The sequence below is a fragment of the Pseudomonas sp. B21-048 genome (assembly GCF_024748615.1).
In the GTDB taxonomy this organism is placed as follows: domain Bacteria; phylum Pseudomonadota; class Gammaproteobacteria; order Pseudomonadales; family Pseudomonadaceae; genus Aquipseudomonas.
The window spans coordinates 5,406,965-5,424,726 of record NZ_CP087168.1 but is presented as its reverse complement, the minus strand read 5'-3'; the positions used below and the strand labels follow the sequence as shown (position 1 = coordinate 5,424,726).

At 59.4% G+C, this 17,762-nt stretch carries 19 protein-coding genes, 1 other RNA gene and 1 pseudogene; 10 read left to right on the top strand and 11 right to left on the bottom strand.

The window, feature by feature from the left end:
• Positions 1-85 precede the first annotated feature (85 nt).
• Both hemB and ppk1 read left to right on the top strand, forming a co-directional pair.
• Positions 86-1,099 carry a porphobilinogen synthase gene (gene hemB / locus LOY56_RS25505; protein ID WP_258618062.1) on the top strand — a complete coding sequence of 338 codons (1,014 nt, stop codon included), beginning with the start codon at positions 86-88 and terminating at the stop codon, positions 1,097-1,099.
• A gap of 18 nt (positions 1,100-1,117) precedes the next feature.
• Positions 1,118-3,340, top strand: a complete 2,223-nt coding sequence (gene ppk1, locus LOY56_RS25500) for a polyphosphate kinase 1 (RefSeq protein WP_258618061.1) — start codon at positions 1,118-1,120, stop codon at positions 3,338-3,340.
• 108 nt (positions 3,341-3,448) lie between these two features.
• Here the strand turns inward: ppk1 and ppx are convergent, their stop codons facing one another.
• The 5 genes from ppx to LOY56_RS25475 form a co-directional block, all read right to left on the bottom strand.
• Complete coding sequence (ppx, locus tag LOY56_RS25495) at positions 3,449-4,951, bottom strand: exopolyphosphatase (RefSeq protein WP_258618058.1); 1,503 nt, start codon at positions 4,949-4,951, stop codon at positions 3,449-3,451.
• Between the two features lie 208 nt (positions 4,952-5,159).
• Entirely contained in the window at positions 5,160-5,897 is a 738-nt protein-coding gene (locus LOY56_RS25490; protein WP_258618057.1) for an amino acid ABC transporter ATP-binding protein, read from the bottom strand.
• The gene (locus LOY56_RS25485) at positions 5,884-6,534 is read right to left on the bottom strand and encodes an amino acid ABC transporter permease (RefSeq protein WP_007899375.1); all 651 of its coding nucleotides are present in this window, start codon (positions 6,532-6,534) and stop codon (positions 5,884-5,886) included. Before LOY56_RS25485 ends, LOY56_RS25490 begins: the two co-directional genes overlap by 14 nt.
• Positions 6,531-7,202, bottom strand: a complete 672-nt coding sequence (locus tag LOY56_RS25480) for an amino acid ABC transporter permease (protein WP_258618055.1) — start codon at positions 7,200-7,202, stop codon at positions 6,531-6,533. The genes LOY56_RS25485 and LOY56_RS25480 overlap by 4 nt, the downstream gene beginning before the upstream one ends.
• 22 nt (positions 7,203-7,224) lie before the next feature.
• A complete protein-coding gene (locus LOY56_RS25475; RefSeq protein WP_258618053.1) occupies positions 7,225-8,010 on the bottom strand; it encodes a transporter substrate-binding domain-containing protein in 786 nt (261 codons plus the stop codon).
• A 258-nt stretch (positions 8,011-8,268) separates the two neighbouring features.
• Between LOY56_RS25475 and LOY56_RS25470 the strand changes: the two genes are divergently transcribed.
• The 6 genes from LOY56_RS25470 (at position 8,269) to LOY56_RS25445 (ending at position 14,401) form a co-directional block, all read left to right on the top strand.
• Positions 8,269-8,976 (top strand): FadR/GntR family transcriptional regulator, encoded by a 708-nt coding sequence (locus tag LOY56_RS25470; RefSeq protein WP_123360951.1) that lies wholly within the window; start codon positions 8,269-8,271, stop codon positions 8,974-8,976.
• 122 nt (positions 8,977-9,098) lie between these two features.
• Entirely contained in the window at positions 9,099-9,428 is a 330-nt protein-coding gene (trxA, locus tag LOY56_RS25465; RefSeq protein ID WP_007899382.1) for a thioredoxin TrxA, read from the top strand.
• Positions 9,429-9,675: 247 nt separating this feature from the next.
• Complete coding sequence (gene rho / locus LOY56_RS25460; protein WP_007899384.1) at positions 9,676-10,935, top strand: transcription termination factor Rho; 1,260 nt, start codon at positions 9,676-9,678, stop codon at positions 10,933-10,935.
• A gap of 142 nt (positions 10,936-11,077) precedes the next feature.
• Positions 11,078-12,544: a 4-hydroxy-3-polyprenylbenzoate decarboxylase gene (gene ubiD, locus LOY56_RS25455; RefSeq protein ID WP_007899385.1), complete on the top strand. Its 1,467-nt coding sequence runs from the start codon at positions 11,078-11,080 to the stop codon at positions 12,542-12,544.
• Complete coding sequence (locus tag LOY56_RS25450; protein ID WP_258618051.1) at positions 12,544-13,512, top strand: CDP-6-deoxy-delta-3,4-glucoseen reductase; 969 nt, start codon at positions 12,544-12,546, stop codon at positions 13,510-13,512. Before ubiD ends, LOY56_RS25450 begins: the two co-directional genes overlap by 1 nt.
• Before the next feature lie 220 nt (positions 13,513-13,732).
• Complete coding sequence (locus LOY56_RS25445) at positions 13,733-14,401, top strand: gamma-glutamylcyclotransferase (RefSeq protein WP_258618049.1); 669 nt, start codon at positions 13,733-13,735, stop codon at positions 14,399-14,401.
• A gap of 53 nt (positions 14,402-14,454) precedes the next feature.
• Here the strand turns inward: LOY56_RS25445 and LOY56_RS25440 are convergent.
• Positions 14,455-14,844: pseudogene (locus LOY56_RS25440) on the bottom strand (alcohol dehydrogenase catalytic domain-containing protein); the annotation flags it as partial.
• 150 nt (positions 14,845-14,994) lie between these two features.
• Here LOY56_RS25440 and LOY56_RS25435 point away from each other — a divergent pair.
• A complete protein-coding gene (locus LOY56_RS25435) occupies positions 14,995-15,402 on the top strand; it encodes a flagellar basal body-associated protein FliL (RefSeq protein ID WP_258618047.1) in 408 nt (135 codons plus the stop codon).
• A gap of 44 nt (positions 15,403-15,446) precedes the next feature.
• On the opposite strand, the gene LOY56_RS25430 is transcribed toward LOY56_RS25435, so the two are convergent.
• Positions 15,447-15,899, bottom strand: a complete 453-nt coding sequence (locus tag LOY56_RS25430; protein ID WP_258618046.1) for an EVE domain-containing protein — start codon at positions 15,897-15,899, stop codon at positions 15,447-15,449.
• Positions 15,900-16,101: 202 nt separating this feature from the next.
• Here LOY56_RS25430 and LOY56_RS25425 point away from each other — a divergent pair, with 202 nt between their 5' ends.
• Entirely contained in the window at positions 16,102-16,251 is a 150-nt protein-coding gene (locus tag LOY56_RS25425; protein WP_007899400.1) for a hypothetical protein, read from the top strand.
• 35 nt (positions 16,252-16,286) lie between these two features.
• Here LOY56_RS25425 and LOY56_RS25420 read toward each other — a convergent pair whose 3' ends face one another.
• The 4 genes from LOY56_RS25420 to LOY56_RS25405 form a co-directional block, all read right to left on the bottom strand.
• A complete protein-coding gene (locus LOY56_RS25420; protein ID WP_258618045.1) occupies positions 16,287-16,892 on the bottom strand; it encodes a 5-formyltetrahydrofolate cyclo-ligase in 606 nt (201 codons plus the stop codon).
• A gap of 85 nt (positions 16,893-16,977) precedes the next feature.
• Positions 16,978-17,156: non-coding RNA, 6S RNA (gene ssrS / locus LOY56_RS25415), on the bottom strand.
• 30 nt (positions 17,157-17,186) lie between these two features.
• A complete protein-coding gene (locus LOY56_RS25410) occupies positions 17,187-17,504 on the bottom strand; it encodes a cell division protein ZapA (RefSeq protein ID WP_018927584.1) in 318 nt (105 codons plus the stop codon).
• Complete coding sequence (locus LOY56_RS25405) at positions 17,501-17,710, bottom strand: TIGR02449 family protein (protein ID WP_007899405.1); 210 nt, start codon at positions 17,708-17,710, stop codon at positions 17,501-17,503. The genes LOY56_RS25410 and LOY56_RS25405 overlap by 4 nt, the downstream gene beginning before the upstream one ends.
• Positions 17,711-17,762 lie beyond the last annotated feature (52 nt).

Below are 17,762 nucleotides of genomic sequence, written 5' to 3'. Positions count from 1 at the left end.
GACAAGACACTTATGTCATGCGTTCGTCATAATGGCCGCTTATAACTGTCATGCTCGCCCGCCAGCGCGGGCTCAGGAGTCTGCCGTGAGCTTCACCCCCGCCAACCGTTTGTTTCCTGCAACCCGCCTGCGCCGCAACCGTCGTGATGATTTCTCGCGTCGACTGGTCCGTGAAAACGTGTTGACCGCCGATGACCTAATCCTGCCGGTGTTCGTGCTGGACGGTGAAAATCGTCGCGAAGCGGTGGCCTCCATGCCGGGCGTCGAACGCTTGACCATCGACCTTTTGCTGGAAGAAGCGGCCAAGTGGGTCGAGCTGGGGATTCCGGCGCTGGCCTTGTTCCCGGTGACGCCACCGGAGCTCAAATCCCTGGACGCCGCCGAAGCCTGGAACCCCAACGGTATCGCCCAGCGCGCCACCCGAGCACTGCGTGACCGGTTCCCGGAGTTGGGTGTGATCACCGACGTCGCTCTGGACCCGTTCACCACCCACGGTCAGGACGGCATTCTCGACGAAGAAGGCTACGTGCAGAACGACATTACCGTCGACGCACTGGTTAAACAGGCCCTGTCCCACGCCGAAGCCGGCGCTCAGGTGGTGGCCCCGTCGGACATGATGGACGGTCGCATCCAGGCGATCCGCGAAGCGCTGGAACTGGCCGATCACGTCAACGTGCGGATCATGGCCTACTCGGCGAAGTACGCCAGCGCCTATTACGGCCCGTTCCGCGATGCGGTCGGTTCGGCGCTGAACCTGGGCAAGGCCAACAAGGCCTCCTATCAGATGGACCCGGCCAACAGCAACGAAGCCCTGCACGAAGTGGCGGCGGACTTGTCAGAAGGCGCGGACATGGTCATGGTCAAGCCAGGCATGCCGTATCTGGATATCCTTTACCGGGTCAAGAAAGAATTCAAAGTGCCGACCTTTGTCTATCAGGTCAGCGGCGAGTACGCCATGCACATGGCGGCGATCCAGAATGGCTGGTTGAGCGAAGGGGTTATCCTCGAATCCCTGACCGCTTTTAAACGTGCAGGCGCTGATGGCATTCTGACTTACTTTGCCGTCCGCGCTGCTCAATTGTTACGAGAGCAAAAATAGCCCTCCCAGGAACATTCGATGAATACCGAAGGACTCACTGAAGTTGCCGTAAAAGACGCTCAACCTGTGGTGGAGCAAATCGCCGAAACCCCGCCGGAGCTGGAGCCTGCTCCACCCGCGGTGGTGGCCGAGCCCGCTGTGGCGGCGCCAGCGATTGCCATTCCCGGTCTGGATGACAGCAGCCTGTACATCCATCGTGAGCTCTCGCAACTGCAGTTCAACATTCGCGTGCTGGAACAGGCGCTGGATGAGTCCTACCCATTGCTGGAGCGGCTGAAGTTTCTGCTGATTTTCTCCAGCAACCTGGACGAATTCTTCGAGATTCGGGTGGCCGGCCTGAAGAAGCAGATCACCTTCGCCCGTGAGCAGGCCGGCGCCGATGGCCTGCAACCGCACCAGGCCCTGGCTCGCATCAGCGAATTGGTGCACGGCCACGTCGATCGCCAATACGCGATCCTCAACGACATTCTGTTGCCGGAACTGGAAAAACATCAGGTCCGCTTCATTCGTCGTCGCTACTGGACCACCAAGCTCAAGACCTGGGTTCGCCGTTATTTTCGCGACGAGATCGCGCCGATCATCACCCCGATCGGCCTCGACCCGACGCACCCGTTTCCGTTGTTGGTGAACAAGAGCCTGAACTTCATCGTCGAACTCGAAGGCATCGATGCCTTCGGTCGCGACTCCGGTCTGGCGATCATCCCGGCACCGCGCCTGCTGCCCCGGATCATCAAGGTTCCGGAAGAAGTGGGTGGCCAAGGCGATAATTACGTGTTCCTGTCGTCGATGATCCACGCCCACGCCGATGACCTGTTCCAAGGCATGAAGGTCAAGGGCTGCTACCAGTTCCGCCTGACCCGAAACGCCGACCTTGCGGTCGATACCGAAGACGTCGAAGACCTGGCGCGCGCCCTGCGCGGCGAGTTGTTCTCCCGTCGCTACGGTGACGCGGTGCGGCTGGAAGTGGCCGACACCTGCCCGAAACACCTGTCCGATTACCTGCTCAAGCAGTTCAACCTGCACGAGACCGAGTTGTATCAGGTCAACGGTCCGGTGAACCTGACCCGGCTGTTCAGCATCACTGGTCTGGACAGTCATCCGGAGCTGCAATACACCCCCTTCACCCCCCAGATCCCGAAACTGCTGCAAAACAGCGAGAACATTTTCAGTGTGATCAGCAAGCAGGACATCCTGCTGCTGCACCCGTTCGAGTCGTTCACCCCGGTGGTCGACTTGCTGCGCCAGGCGGCCAAGGATCCGCATGTGTTGGCGGTTCGTCAGACGTTGTATCGCAGCGGCGCCAACTCGGAGATCGTCGATGCGCTGGTGGACGCGGCGCGTAACGGCAAGGAAGTGACGGCGGTAATCGAATTGCGCGCGCGGTTCGACGAGGAATCCAACCTGCAACTGGCCAGCCGTCTGCAAGCGGCCGGTGCGGTGGTGATTTACGGCGTGGTCGGTTTCAAGACCCACGCCAAGATGATGCTGATTTTGCGCCGCGAAGCGGGCGAGATTGTCCGTTACGCTCACTTGGGTACCGGCAACTACCACGCGGCCAACGCTCGTCTGTACACCGACTACAGCCTGCTGACTTCCGACGATGCCTTGTGCGAAGACGTCGGCAAACTGTTCAGCCAGTTGATCGGCATGGGTAAAACCCTGCGCATGAAGAAACTGCTGCACGCGCCGTTCACGTTGAAGAAGGGCATGCTCGACATGATTGCCCGGGAGACGCAGTTCGCCCTCGACGGCAAACCGGCGCACATCATCGCCAAGTTCAACTCGCTGACCGATCCGAAAGTCATCCGCGCGTTGTACAAGGCCAGTCAGTCCGGTGTGCGTATCGATCTGGTGGTGCGCGGCATGTGCTGTCTGCGACCGGGTATCGCCGGCGTATCCCACAACATCCACGTGCGCTCGATCATCGGTCGCTTCCTGGAGCACACCCGGGTCTTCTACTTCCTGAACGGCGGTGAAGAGCAGATGTTCCTGTCCAGTGCCGACTGGATGGAGCGCAACCTCGACAAGCGCGTCGAGACTTGCTTCCCGGTCGAGGGCAAGAAGCTGATTTTGCGGGTCAAGAAAGAGCTGGAGCTTTATCTGACCGATAACACCCACAGCTGGAGCCTGCAGGCGGACGGTCGCTACATCCGCAACACACCGACCGGCAACCAGAACCCGCGCAGTGCCCAGGCAACCTTGCTTGAGCGTTTGGGCAGCCCGATTCTGGCTGTGCGTTAACCTCGGCGTAGCATAAAAAAATGGCGATCCCTGCGGATCGCCATTTTTGTTTTCACCGGACGTTGATGTCGAACCTGTTCCGTGTAGGGATTTTCGGCAGCCTTCTGATTAGCGCACGTTCAGCACGAAGCCGACGCGGGTCAGCCATTCCGCTTCCAGGGCGAAATCGGCCTGGGTCAGCTGGTTGTCCTCCAGCCAGTGTTCCGGGAATAACACATCCAGGCTGTCGCCGTTGGCGTGCAGCACCACTTGTGGCATTTCCTGGGTGCCGCGGATGTGATGGAACAGAATCGCAAAACGCAGCAGCGCGCACAGGCGAATCAGTTTGATGCCGTCGTCGCCGAATTCGGCGAACTTGTCCTTGGGAATATTGCGTCGATGGCCGCGCACCAGCAGCGCGAGCATTTGCTGGTCTTCGCGGGAGAATCCGGCCAGGTCCGAGTGCTCGATCAGATAGGCGCCGTGCTTGTGGTACTGATAGTGCGCGATGTCCAGGCCCACTTCATGGACCTTGGCCGCCCAGCTCAGCAGTTCGCGCCAGACACCGTCATCCAGCTGCCAATCCTCGGCCACCTGATCGAAGGCATGCAGCGCCTTGCGTTCGACCCGCACGGCTTGTTCCAGGTCGACGTGGTAACGCTCCATCAGCGAGCTGAGTGTGCGCTCACGGACGTCTTCGTGATGATGACGGCCCAGCAGGTCATAGAGCACGCCTTCGCGCAGGGCACCTTCACAGTGATCCATGCGTTGCAGTTCGAGGGCATCGAAGATCGCTTCGAGAATCGCCAACCCGGCGGGGAAGATCGCCCGGCGGTCGGGCTTGATGCCTTCGAAATCGATTTTCTCGGCGTCGCCGAGTTTGAACAGCTTGCGCTTGAGCCAGGCCAGGCCTTCGGCATTCACTTCGCCAGTGCCATGCCCGCCGGCCTTCAGCGCCAGGCCGATGGCGCGAATGGTGCCCGAGGAGCCGATGGCTTCATCCCAAGTCAGGCGGTGCAGAGCGTGTTCGATGCTCATGATCTCCAGCCGCGCAGCGGTGTACGCCTGGGCGTAACGGGCCGGCGTAATCTTGCCGTCCTTGAAATAGCGCTGAGTGAAGCTCACGCAGCCCATTTGCAGGCTTTCGCGCAACAATGGCTCGAATCTCTGCCCGATGATGAATTCAGTACTGCCGCCACCGATATCGGCCACCAGGCGCTTGCCCGGCGTGTCGGCGAGGGTGTGGGAGACGCCGAGGTAAATCAGGCGCGCTTCTTCTCGGCCGGAGATGACTTCTACCGGATGGCCGAGAATTTCTTCGGCGCGACGGATGAATTCGCCGCGGTTACGGGCTTCGCGCAGGGCGTTGGTGCCGACGATCCGCACGGCGCCGGGCGGCATACCGCTGATCAGTTGGGCGAAACGCTTCAGGCAATCGAGCCCGCGCTGCATGGATTCTTCGCTGAGTTGACGCTCTTCGTCGATGCCGGCGGCCAACTGAACCTTCTCCCCGAGACGTTCGAGAATACGGATTTCGTCATTCTGGGCCTTGGCCACGACCATGTGAAAGCTGTTGGAGCCCAGGTCGATTGCGGCGATCAGGGACAGATTCTTGGCTTGGGATTGCGGCATGGTCAGGGGGTCTCGGTCGATAACCTCGACATCCTGCCACGATCAAACGCTGCCGCCAACGCGTAGTGTTCAAAGCATTGATCCAGCACACCCTGTCTGCCCTGATCGTTCCCACGCTCCGCGTGGGAATGCCTCAATGGACGCTCCGCGTCCGCTTCTGGGACGCGGAGCGTCCCGGGCTGCATTCCCACGCGGAGCGTGGGAACGATCAGTTGGCGTGTTCAACCGTCCCAATGAAATTCGCCAGCTCCGCCGTCTGCGGGTTGGCAAACAGAATCTTCGGATCCCCCACCTCATGCACCTTGCCATGGTGCATGAACACCAATTTGTCCCCAACCTCCCGGGCAAAGCGCATTTCATGGGTGACCATGATCAGTGTCATGCCCTCCTTGGCCAGTTGCCGGACCACGTTGAGCACTTCGTTGACCAGTTCCGGGTCCAGCGCCGAGGTGATCTCGTCGCATAACAACACCTTCGGCGACATCGCCAAGGCACGAGCAATCGCCACCCGCTGTTGCTGGCCGCCGGACAATCGATCCGGGAACGCATCAAACTTCTCCCCCAGCCCGACCCGTTCCAGCATCTGTCGCGCCAGTTCGGCGGCTTTGGCTTTCGGCACTTTCTGCACCACTTGCGGCGCGAGCATGACGTTTTCGCCCACGGTCAGGTGTGGGAACAGGTTGAACTGCTGGAACACCATCCCGACTTTCTGCCGCAGGCTACGCAGGTCGGCGCGGGCGGCGTCGAGGTATTCGCCATCGACTTCGATCACGCCGTCATTGATCGATTCCAGACCGTTAAGGGTGCGCAACAAGGTGGATTTGCCCGAACCGCTGCGGCCGATGATCGCCACCACCTGACCTTCATCGACGCTCAGGTTGATGCCTTTGAGCACATGGTGGTCGCCGTAATATTTATGCAGGGCGGAAATTCTAAGCAGAGGCATGCAGTCTCCTTTCCAGGTAGCGCGCGCTGAGGGACAAGGGGTAGCAGAGCAGGAAGTAACCGAGCGCCACCAGGCCGTAGACCATGAAGGGCTCGAAGGTCGCGTTGGCGAGCATGCCGCCGGTCTTGGTCAGTTCGGTGAAGCCGATGATCGAGGTGACGGCGGTGCCTTTGACCACTTGCACCGAGAAGCCCACGGTTGGCGCCACGGCGATGCGCAGGGCTTGCGGCAGGATCACGTAGCGCAGTTGCTCCAGCGGATTGAGCGCCAGGCTCGACGAGGCTTCCCACTGGCCATTAGGGATCGAGTCGACGCAACCGCGCCAGATCTCCGCCAGATAAGCGCTGGTGAACAGCGTCAAGGCAATCGCCGCCGCCATCCACGGTGAAATTTCTACCCCGGCCAACGCCACACCGAAGAACACCAGAAACAGCTGCATCAATAGCGGCGTGCCCTGGAACAGTTCGATGTAGGTGCGGGCGAAGTGGCTGGGGAGGGATTTTTTTGAAATCCGCATCACCATGATCAACAAACCGATCAGCCCGCCGCCGATAAACGCCACCAGCGACAAGGCCAGGGTCCATTGCAGGCCCGTGAGCAGGTTGCGCAGGATGTCCCAGAAGGTGAAATCGCTCATTGGCTGCTGCTCCTTGCTATGTAGCGCCGGCCGATCCAGTTCAGCAATTGGCGGATCAACAGCGCCATGCACAGGTAGACCAGCGTGGTCAGGGCATAGGTTTCAAAGGCGCGGAAGTTGCGCGATTGAATGAAGTTGGCGGCGAAGCTCAGCTCTTCGGTGGCAATCTGCGAACAGACCGCCGAGCCGAGCATCACGATGATGATCTGGCTGCTCAGGGCCGGCCAGACCTTGCCCAGCGCCGGCAACAGAACCACGTGGCGGAAGGCTTCGGAGCGCGTCATCGCCAAGGCGGCTGCGGCTTCCAGCTGCCCGCGGGGGATCGCTTGAATGCCGGCACGGATGATCTCGGTCGAATAGGCGCCCAGGTTGATCACCATCGCCAGCACCGCCGCCTGCCATTCGGAAATCTGCAGGCCCAGCGACGGCAAACCGAAGAAGATGAAAAACAACTGCACCAGGAATGGCGTGTTGCGGATCAACTCGACGTAAACCCCGAAAATGCCGGCGAACGGGCGGATGTTCCACGCCCGCACCAGTGCCCCGACGATACCCAGACCGACCCCGAGCACCGCGCCAATGGCTGTCAACTCAAGGGTGAACAGCGCACCGCGCAGCAGCAGGTCGGTGTTTTCCACCACCGGCAAGAAATCGAACTGATAAGCCATTAATCGTCTCCCGCGCGAACGATCAGAGATCGGCCGGCAGCGGCTCTTTCAGCCAGGTTTGCGAGTTCTTTTCCAACGCACCGTCAGCCTTGGCCGAGGTGAGGATGTCGTTGACCTTGCCCAGCAGCGCCGACTCGTTCTTGTTCACGCCAACGTAAACCGGCGAGTCCTTGAGTTTCACTTTCAGCGCCGGCACGCGTTTCGGGTTTTTCTCACTGATTGCCACCATCACCACGTTACCGCTGGCGATCAGGTCGACTTGGCCGGCGAGGTAAGCGGCGATCGTCGAGTTGTTGTCTTCGAAGCGTTTGATGGTCGCGCCTTCGGGGGCGACTTTGGTCAGCTCGATGTCTTCGATGGCGCCACGGGTGACGCTGATGGTTTTGCCCTTGAGATCATCCAGGCTCTTGATGGCGGCGTCTGGCGGACCGAACACGGCGAGGTAGAACGGTGCGTAGGCACGGGAGAAGTCGATGACTTTTTCGCGCTCAGGGTTTTTGCCGAGGCTGGAAATCACCAGGTCGACTTTGCCGGTGGTCAGGAACGGGATGCGGTTGGTGCTGTTGACCGGGGTCAGCTCGAGTTTGACCTTGAGTTGGTCGGCCAGCAGTTTGGCGGTGTCGATGTCCAGGCCGCGAGGTTTCATGTCCGGGCCGACCGAACCGAACGGCGGGAAGTCCTGCGGCACGGCGACCTTGAGGGTACCGCGCTTGACCACATCCTCCAGACCGTCGGCGTGGGCGGGTGCCTGGCTCAGCATCAGGCTGGCGAACAGGGCTTTGATGAGGACGCTGTAACGCATGGTCATGGCAAATCTCCGAATCGGCGGGAAGTGATTTCTGCGGATCGACAGAGCACGGGCCATGCCAAGATTAGGTTTTGGGGGGCGCAGGCCACGGTTTTGCTGGGGGCGTTCGGTCTTACTGGTCTGAACAGTTGGGTGGCCTTTCGCACCCTGATGGCGCACCCGTTAAAAGTCCCGAACCCCCATGGGGCACGACTTGTCGGATGTCGCGAATAGCTTTACAACTAGCCGCTCATTGGCCTGGCTCGTCTGAAAAAAACCATGAACTCGATCTCCCGCGCCGTACCTGAAGTGGCGCTGCAAGCCATCCGCAAACTGATCACCGAGCAAGGCTTCGGGGCGGGGGATGCCTTGCCTTCGCAACGGGATCTGGCGGTGCAATTGGGGGTCAGTCGGGCGTCATTGCGTGAGGCGTTATCGTCCCTGAGTGCGCTGGGCGTGATCAGTATCCAGCCAGGCAAGGGCGTGTTCGTGCAGTCACCGGTCGATCTGCCCCGTGGCGATGCGGCGCCGGGCTGGCCGTTCGCGGCCCAGGCATCTCCGCTGGACATCTTTCAGTTGCGCTACGCGCTGGAAGGTTTTGCCGCCGGGCTGGCGGCCGTGACCCTGAGCACCGATGAGCTCGATGCCCTGGAAGACAATGTCGCCGCCATGCGCAATGAACTGCGCGCCGCCGACTTCGAGGCGGCGGCGCGACTGGATTTCGAGTTTCACCGACGCATCCTCCTGGCCAGTGGCAATCAGGCGATGCTGAGCATTCTGACGGCCAGCGCCGACATCTTCCTGGAGAGCCAGAAGCTACCGTTCATCCGGGCCGAACGGGCGATGGAAACCTGGCAGGAGCACCGCAAAATCCTCCGTGCGCTGGCGCGTCGGGCCTCTGGCGCCGCGCAGAAGGCCATGCAAGAGCATGTGCGCAACGCCGCCCTGCGTACCGGAATCGCTTTCGTCGCTCCCGCCACCTCATGACTTGAGCTATACCCAAACTCATGGGCCACCATAGCGAGACTCAATCATCTGCGGCTTCCTGAACACGGGAAGGGCGGCTATGATGGGCCACGTTTTTTATTGCTTACAACCCGGAGACATCCATGAGCAGCGATCTTATCAAGCACGTCACCGACGCTAACTTCGAAGAAGAAGTACTGAAGGCTGCTGGCCCTGTGCTTGTTGACTACTGGGCTGAGTGGTGCGGCCCTTGCAAAATGATCGCCCCGGTTTTGGACGAGATCGCTGGCACCTACGCTGGCAAGCTGACCGTTGCCAAGCTGAACATCGACGAAAACCAGGAAACCCCGGCCAAGCATGGCGTGCGTGGTATCCCGACGCTGATGCTGTTCAAGAACGGCAACGTCGAAGCCACCAAGGTTGGCGCGCTGTCGAAGTCGCAACTGGCTGCTTTCCTCGACGCCAACATCTAAGCGTTGTTATAAAGCGTCATGAAAAGGCCCCGTATAATGCGGGGCCTTTTCGTTATTGAGGGCTAGACGCTCCGAAACTCAGGTGGTACATTCGGCCCCGCACTGGTTTCTCCACTGCCCCCTGCTAGCCGTCGCCGACGCACTCCTTTTCGAATAAGTACGCGATCCTGTCGCCTTCTCTGCGGCGCGGCCTCATTAAGCCAAAAGCTTAATTTCCCCCCTCCATAAATGATTACGTCATTCCTATATGAATCTGACTGAACTCAAGCAAAAGCCGATTACCGAACTGCTCGAATTGGCCGAACAGATGGGCATAGAAAATATGGCCCGTTCGCGCAAGCAGGACGTGATTTTCTCCCTGCTCAAAAAGCACGCGAAAAGCGGCGAGGAAATCTCCGGTGATGGCGTGCTGGAGATTCTCCAGGACGGCTTCGGCTTCCTGCGCTCCGCTGACGCTTCCTATCTCGCCGGCCCGGACGATATTTACGTCTCGCCGAGCCAGATCCGCCGCTTCAACTTGCGCACCGGTGACACCATCGTTGGCAAGATCCGCCCTCCAAAGGAAGGCGAGCGTTATTTCGCGCTGCTCAAGGTCGACACGATCAACTACGATCGTCCCGAGAACGCGAAAAACAAGATTCTCTTCGAGAACCTGACCCCGCTGTTCCCGACCGTGCGCATGAAGATGGAAGCCGGCAACGGTTCCACCGAAGACTTGACCGGTCGTGTCATTGACCTGTGCGCCCCGATCGGCAAAGGCCAGCGCGGCCTTATCGTTGCACCGCCGAAAGCCGGTAAAACGATCATGCTGCAGAACATCGCGGCGAACATCGCACGTAACAATCCTGAAGTTCATCTGATCGTATTGCTGATCGACGAACGTCCGGAAGAAGTAACCGAAATGCAGCGCACCGTGCGCGGCGAAGTAGTTGCCTCGACGTTCGACGAGCCGCCAACCCGCCACGTGCAGGTTGCCGAAATGGTGATCGAGAAGGCCAAGCGCCTGGTCGAACACAAAAAAGACGTGGTGATCCTGCTCGACTCCATCACCCGTCTGGCGCGTGCCTACAACACCGTGATCCCGAGCTCCGGCAAGGTACTGACCGGTGGTGTCGATGCCCACGCCCTGGAGAAACCGAAACGTTTCTTCGGCGCTGCACGGAACATCGAAGAAGGCGGCTCGCTGACCATCATCGCTACCGCGCTGGTTGAAACCGGTTCGAAGATGGACGAAGTGATCTACGAAGAATTCAAAGGCACCGGCAACATGGAACTGCCTCTGGATCGCAAGATCGCCGAAAAGCGTGTGTTCCCGGCCATCAACATCAACCGTTCCGGTACTCGCCGCGAAGAGTTGCTGACGGCCGACGACGAACTGCAGCGTATGTGGATTCTGCGCAAGCTGCTGCACCCGATGGACGAAGTCTCTGCCATCGAGTTCCTGGTCGACAAGCTGAAACAGACCAAGACCAACGACGAGTTCTTCCTGTCGATGAAGCGCAAGTAAATCGCAGAAAGTCAGCAAAAGCCGGGGAAACCCGGCTTTTTGCTATCTGATTTTTGATGAACCGGCAGTTCGTGGTTCTGAATAGAGGGGTTCGGCGCTAAACTGCCTGCCCCGAACGCCACGGCCAACACGAGGCTCACGCATGCAGTATCGCGACTTGCGCGACTTTATCAGCGGCCTGGAAAAGCGCGGCGAACTCAAGCGCATCCAGGTTCCAGTGTCCCCAGTGCTCGAAATGACCGAGGTCTGTGATCGCACGCTGCGGGCCAAGGGCCCGGCGCTGCTTTTCGAAAACCCTACCGGCTATGACATTCCAGTACTCGGCAACCTGTTCGGCACCCCAGAGCGCGTGGCGCTGGGCATGGGCGCGGAAGCGGTCAGCGAGTTGCGCGAAATCGGCAAGCTGTTGGCGTTCCTCAAGGAGCCCGAGCCGCCGAAGGGCCTGAAGGATGCCTGGTCCAAGCTGCCGATCTTCCGCAAAATCATCGCCATGGCGCCGAAAGTCGTCAAAGACGCGGTGTGCCAGGAAGTGGTCATCGAAGGCGACGATGTCGATCTGGCGATGTTGCCGGTACAGACCTGCTGGCCGGGCGACGTCGGTCCGCTGATCACCTGGGGCCTGACCGTCACCAAAGGTCCGAACAAGGATCGCCAGAACCTCGGCATCTACCGTCAGCAAGTGATCGGCCGCAACAAGGTGATCATGCGCTGGTTGAGCCACCGTGGCGGCGCGCTGGATTACCGTGAGTGGTGCGAGAAACACCCCGGCCAGCCGTTCCCGGTTTCCGTGGCCCTGGGCGCTGACCCGGCCACCATTCTGGGCGCCGTGACGCCGGTGCCGGACAGCCTCTCTGAATACGCTTTCGCCGGTCTGTTGCGCGGCAATCGCACCGAACTGGTGAAGTGCCGTGGCAACGACCTGCAAGTGCCGGCCACCGCCGAGATCATCCTCGAAGGCGTGATCCATCCGGGCGAAATGGCCGATGAAGGTCCATACGGCGACCACACCGGTTACTACAACGAAGTCGACAGCTTCCCGGTGTTCACCGTCGAGCGCATCACCCACCGGATCAAACCGATCTACCACAGCACCTACACCGGCCGTCCACCGGATGAGCCGGCGATTCTCGGCGTGGCGCTGAACGAAGTGTTCGTGCCGATCCTGCAAAAGCAGTTTCCGGAGATCACCGACTTCTACCTGCCGCCCGAAGGCTGTTCGTACCGCATGGCCATCGTGACCATGAAGAAGTCATATCCTGGGCATGCCAAGCGGGTAATGCTCGGTGTCTGGTCGTTTTTGCGACAGTTCATGTACACCAAGTTCGTTATCGTCACTGACGACGATATCAACGCACGGGACTGGAACGACGTGATCTGGGCCATCACCACACGCATGGACCCCAAGCGTGACACGGTGATGATCGACAACACGCCGATCGACTACCTGGACTTCGCCTCGCCGGTCTCCGGCCTGGGTTCGAAGATGGGGCTCGATGCCACGCATAAATGGCCGGGCGAAACCACTCGCGAGTGGGGCCGGGTCATCGTCAAGGATGAAGCCGTTACCCAACGGATCGATGCCATCTGGAATCAGTTAGGAATAGATTGATGCGTGTAACCTTGCAGCCCTCCGGAGCAGTGCTAGAGATTCTGCCCGGCGAGCGTATTCTCGATGGCGCGCGGCGCCTGGGCTATGAATGCCCGCAAAGCTGTCGCAACGGCAATTGCCATGTGTGCGGCGCGTTACTGGTGGAAGGGCGGGTCGAACAAGCCGGCGATGTGCGCGACCATGGCGAGTTCTACACTTGCATTGCAGAGCCGCTGGAAGACTGCATCGTGCTGTGGGATGGCGTGCTCGCGCTGGGAGAATTGCCGGTGCGCAGCGTGTCGTGTCAGGTCATTGAATGCAGGGACGTCGGCGGCGATACCTGGCGTGTGCGCCTGCGTGCGCCGGCGGGCAAGCCGCCGCGCTATCACGCCGGCCAGTACTTGATGATCGAGCGTGAGAACGGCGAGAAATCCGCCTTCTCCCTGGCCTCTGCACCGCATTCCGGACGCGATCTGGAGATTCATGTGCTGGCGCGCGAAAGCAGTGCGCTGAGCCTGATCGAACAGCTTCAGCGCAACCTGATGGTGCGCATCGAGATGCCGTTCGGCGACACCCATCTGGCGGAACTGCCGGACGGTCCATTGGTACTGATTGCTGCCGGTACCGGCATGGGCCAGATCCACAGCCTGATCGAACATTGCCGGGCCACGGGTTTCAAGTATCCGGTGCATTTGTATTGGGGCGTGCGTCGTCCCGAAGACTTTTATCAGATCGAGCATTGGGATGAATGGTTGAAGTTGCCCAATCTGTTCCTGCATAAAGTCGTCAGCGATCAATGTGGCTGGGGCGGGCGTTGCGGCATGTTGCATGAGGCGGTGTGTGAAGATTTCCCTGATCTGAAAGCCCTGCACGTCTACGCCAGCGGCTCTCCGGCGATGGTCTATGGCACGCTGGATGCGCTGGTTGAAGCGGGGATGGATGCCCATCAAATGCGCGCGGACGTTTTCGCTTACGCGCCGCGATCTTGATCCGCCCCCCCCCCCGATTTTAAATCGTTATAACTCTCCATATAGCCGATCGGTATTTATAGATTTATATAAATGCCGGTAGGTTATATCTCATTCAGGCAATAAGTTTTAGAGCGCCGCCATGGCACTTAAATTGCCTTAAAACATATGTGCCTTATTGTTACAACGGTGCGTTCTATTAAGTAATTCTTCACTCGCGGGGAGCTGAACGCTATTCGCCATGAGCGCCATTGAATCTGCTTTTTTGAATCTGGCTTACCCTCCACGGCTCGATCTGGGGCCGCAGCTTACGCACGAACAATTACTCGGCTCAATGCAGGCGACCATGGCACGCCACAAGGGTGGGCCGGTCTGGTTGTTCGCTTATGGTTCGCTGATCTGGCGTCCAGAATGCGCGGCGGTTGAGCGAGTGCGCGGTCGCGTGCATGGCTACCATCGCGGTTTATACCTGTGGTCCCACGAACATCGCGGTACACCGGAAGTGCCTGGGCTGGTGTTTGGCCTGGATCGCGGCGGCTCATGCAGCGGGTTTGCCTATCGCTTGCCAGAAGAACAACTCGACGCTTCGCTTTATGCACTCTGGCAGCGTGAAATGCCATTCCCGTCCTATCGCCCCCACTGGCTCAACTGCCGTCTTGAAGATGGGAGCCAGGTTCAGGCATTGGGGTTTGTATTGGAACGGCACCTGCCCAGCTATGCCGGCAACTTGCCGGATCATGTGCTGAGCCAGGTGTTCGAAAGCGCTTGCGGACGTTACGGCACCACTCGCGAGTATGTCGAGCAGACTGCGCACGCCCTGCGTAGCCACGCCATGCCTGACCGGAATCTGGAAGCGCGGCTCAAGCGCTGTAAATCAAAGGCTGATCAGGTGGTCGCTTCGCGGCTCTGACTGGCGACGTTCTTGTGGCCCAGAGTGGTGCAAGGAGCGCCATCGTCACCAGAAGCCTCAACGGACCTGACGCGAGCGATGCTGAAGGCGGCGGCAGTGTTGAAGTCCATCGACGGTGGAATTGGCAGCACGTTGTAGCCCGGCCCCACGACCTGTTCGGCGAAGCTGCCCCAGCCAGTCAGAGCCATGACCCGGTCACCGACCTTGAGGTGGCTGACCTTTTCGCCTACTGCGCTGATCACCCCGGCCGCTTCGCCCCCCGGTGAAAAAGGGAAGGGCGGTTTGAACTGGTACTTGCCCTCGATGATCAACGTGTCCGGGAAATTTACCCCGGCCGCGTGCACGTCCAGCAGGATTTCGTTCTTCTTCGCGACAGGACTGGCGACGTCTTCCAGCACCAGCGATTCGGCAGGGCCGAAGGCTTTGCACAGCACGGCTTTCATCAGGGCTATTCCTTTGGGAGTGATGGCCGATAAGTGTAGGTGTGTGAGTCGATGGGGCAACGAGTATGCCCGACTCTGATAGTCAGCCATAAGCGTGTGCTTGAGCGGCGGGCCGTTATGCTTGGCCGCAAACCGGATAAGGAGCGAATTGTGAAAGCGTGGATCATGTTGATGCTGGCCCTGTCTCTGCCTGTGGCAGCGATGGCCGAAGAAGCCAAAGAAGGTGAAGCCCCGAAGGTCAACTACATCACCCTGAGCCCGCCATTCGTGGGCAATTATGGGCTGGACGGTACGCCGAAGCTCAAGGTCTACAAGGCCGATGTGGCGTTGCGGGTGACCGGTGAAGAGGCGACCAAAGCCGTGAAGGCCAATGAGCCATTGATCCGTAATCAGCTGGTGGCGTTGTTTTCGCAGCAGACCACTGAAGCCATGAACAATGTCGAAGCCAAGGAAAAGCTGCGTCAGGAAGCCTTGAAGCAGACCCAGCAAGTGATGAATGACGAAACCGGCAAACCGGTGGTTGAGGATTTGTTGTTCAACAACCTGATCATTCAGTAAATTTTTCGCTGTCCGAATGGGCCTCATCGCGGGCAAGCCCGCGATTACGGCTTGAGCGCAATCACCGCCGCCCACTGCTCAGCCGTCACCGGCATCACCGACAGTCGCGAGCCTTTTTGCACAAGTGGCATCTCGGCCAGCGCCGTTTGCTGTTTCAGATAATCGAGCTTCAGCACCTTGGGAAACGTCTCGACATGAGCAACATCAATCGCGCTCCAGGCGTTTTTCTCGGCAGTGGCCTTCGGGTCGAAGTAATGACTCTCAGGCTCCCGCGCCGTCGGGTCCGGATAGGCGGCCTCGACAATTTTGCCGATCCCGGCAATTCCCGGTTCCGGGCAACTGGAGTGATAGAAGAAAAATTTGTCACCTACCGCCATCGCTCGCAAGAAGTTACGCGCCTGGTAGTTGCGAACCCCGTCCCAGCGTGCTCGGCCAAGCTTCTCCAGGTCTTTGATCGAGAGTTCGTCGGGCTCGGATTTCATCAGCCAGTAGGCCATGGTTTTTGCTCCTTGCGAGGTGTGCGGACAAGTGGTGGGTCAATTTTATGACAAACCGACAGTCGGTTGACGCCAGCGTTTGCGTGTCGGTTCACGTTGTCGCAAAATGCCGGCCTTCCAAGCTTGACGCTGCTGCACGGCCTACACCTAAAACGGAAACCGCTGCTGTCATCGTGTTGATGTGCCTTGAGGGGGGCAATCGATGAAACGCAAACCGGATTTACTATGGATATTGGTTATTTTGTTCGGTTTGGGCGTCGTGACCACCGGCTATGCCCAAAGCCTGTGGGCCAACAAGACCGATGCTCCCGTCGAGATCGCGCAGCAACAACCGTCAGCCTTCAAGCGCTGAAGCTGTCTTTTTGACGCCGCTGATTTCAGTGGCGTCTAATCCGCGAAATACCACGCCTTGTCCGTGACCGTTCCCTGCAGCGGTACATCCCAGCTCGCCTGAGCCAATCGTTGAACCTTCTGACATTCATGGGCCAGGCCCAGCAGCGTCGGCTTGCGCCAGTTTTTGCGGCGAGCGAGATAGGCCAGGCTCCGGTCGTAGAAACCACCGCCCATCCCCAGGCGTCCGCCGACATCGTCAAACCCCACCAACGGCAGCAACACCAGATCCAGCGCCCAGACCTTGCGTTGTCGGGCGATGTTGTGCCGAGGTTCAGGGATGCGAAAGCGGTTGGGTTTAAGCTTTTCGCCGGGACGAATCCGCTGGAACGCCATTTTTGTTCGCGGCCACGCACTGAGCACCGGCAGATACGTCACCTTGCCCCGACGTTGCGCGGCACGCATCAGCAGGTGCGGATCGATTTCACCGTCCATGGGCAGGTACAGGGAGATGTGTTTTGCGCGGCGGAACAGCGGGTGCTGGGCCAATTGCTTATACAGCCCGCGAGCGGCCTCGCGCTGCTGACAGGGTGTCAGTGCGCGGCGGGCCTTGCGCAGCATGCGTCGAAGTTGCGGGCGGGGCAGCAGCGCAGGTTCGGTCATGGATTCAGGCTTCGAAGTGCGAGTACGTAAAGCGTACCCGTAAAAAAGCCGATGCCGGTATGAAAACCGGCATCGGACTGGAATCAGGCTCCCCGGATGAACCGCTGTCGACTTAGCCCTTGAACCCGAAAGTTCAAGGTGGAAGATGCAGTAGGCTTTAAGGCTTTCCGTCTAGCGGACATGCACACCAGCCCAACGTGCAACCTCCAGGGTAGTGCGAATCGGCTCAGGGACGTCGTCAACTGGCAAGCACCCCAGGGAGTGATGCGAGTATAACCCAAGCGATCACGCGAATCAGCCCTTGGTGACATCCGGATCGGTCGACAGCGCCAGATCGACGCGGTCCAGCAAATCGCGAACCTGCTCGCGGGTCGAGCCGCTGGCCTGTACATCCGGGCGTTCTTCTTTATGCAGAAGATCGTGCGTGATGTTCAGTGCGGCCATCACGGCGATGCGGTCGGCGCCGATGACTTTGCCGCTGCTGCGAATTTCGCGCATCTTGCCATCCAGATAACGGGCGGCGCTGATCAGGTTGCTGCGTTCTTCCTGGGGGCAGATGATCGAATATTCTTTGTCGAGGATCTGCACGGTAACGCTATTGCTTGAACTCATGAGTCTTGCTCCAGGGCCTTGAGGCGCGAAATCATCGATTCGACCTTACGCCGGGCGATTTCATTTTTTTCAATGAGGTGCGCGCGTTCCTCGCGCCAGCTCTTTTCCTGAGCTAATAGGAGTCCATTCTGGCTCTTTAGTTGCTCGACTCGAGTAATTAGCAGTTCGAGTCTGGCCATCAGCGCTTGCAGGTCGGTGTCTTCCATTGGGTCCACTGGGTTTGTGTCTGATGGTAGGTAACAGGCGGACAGCCTTTAA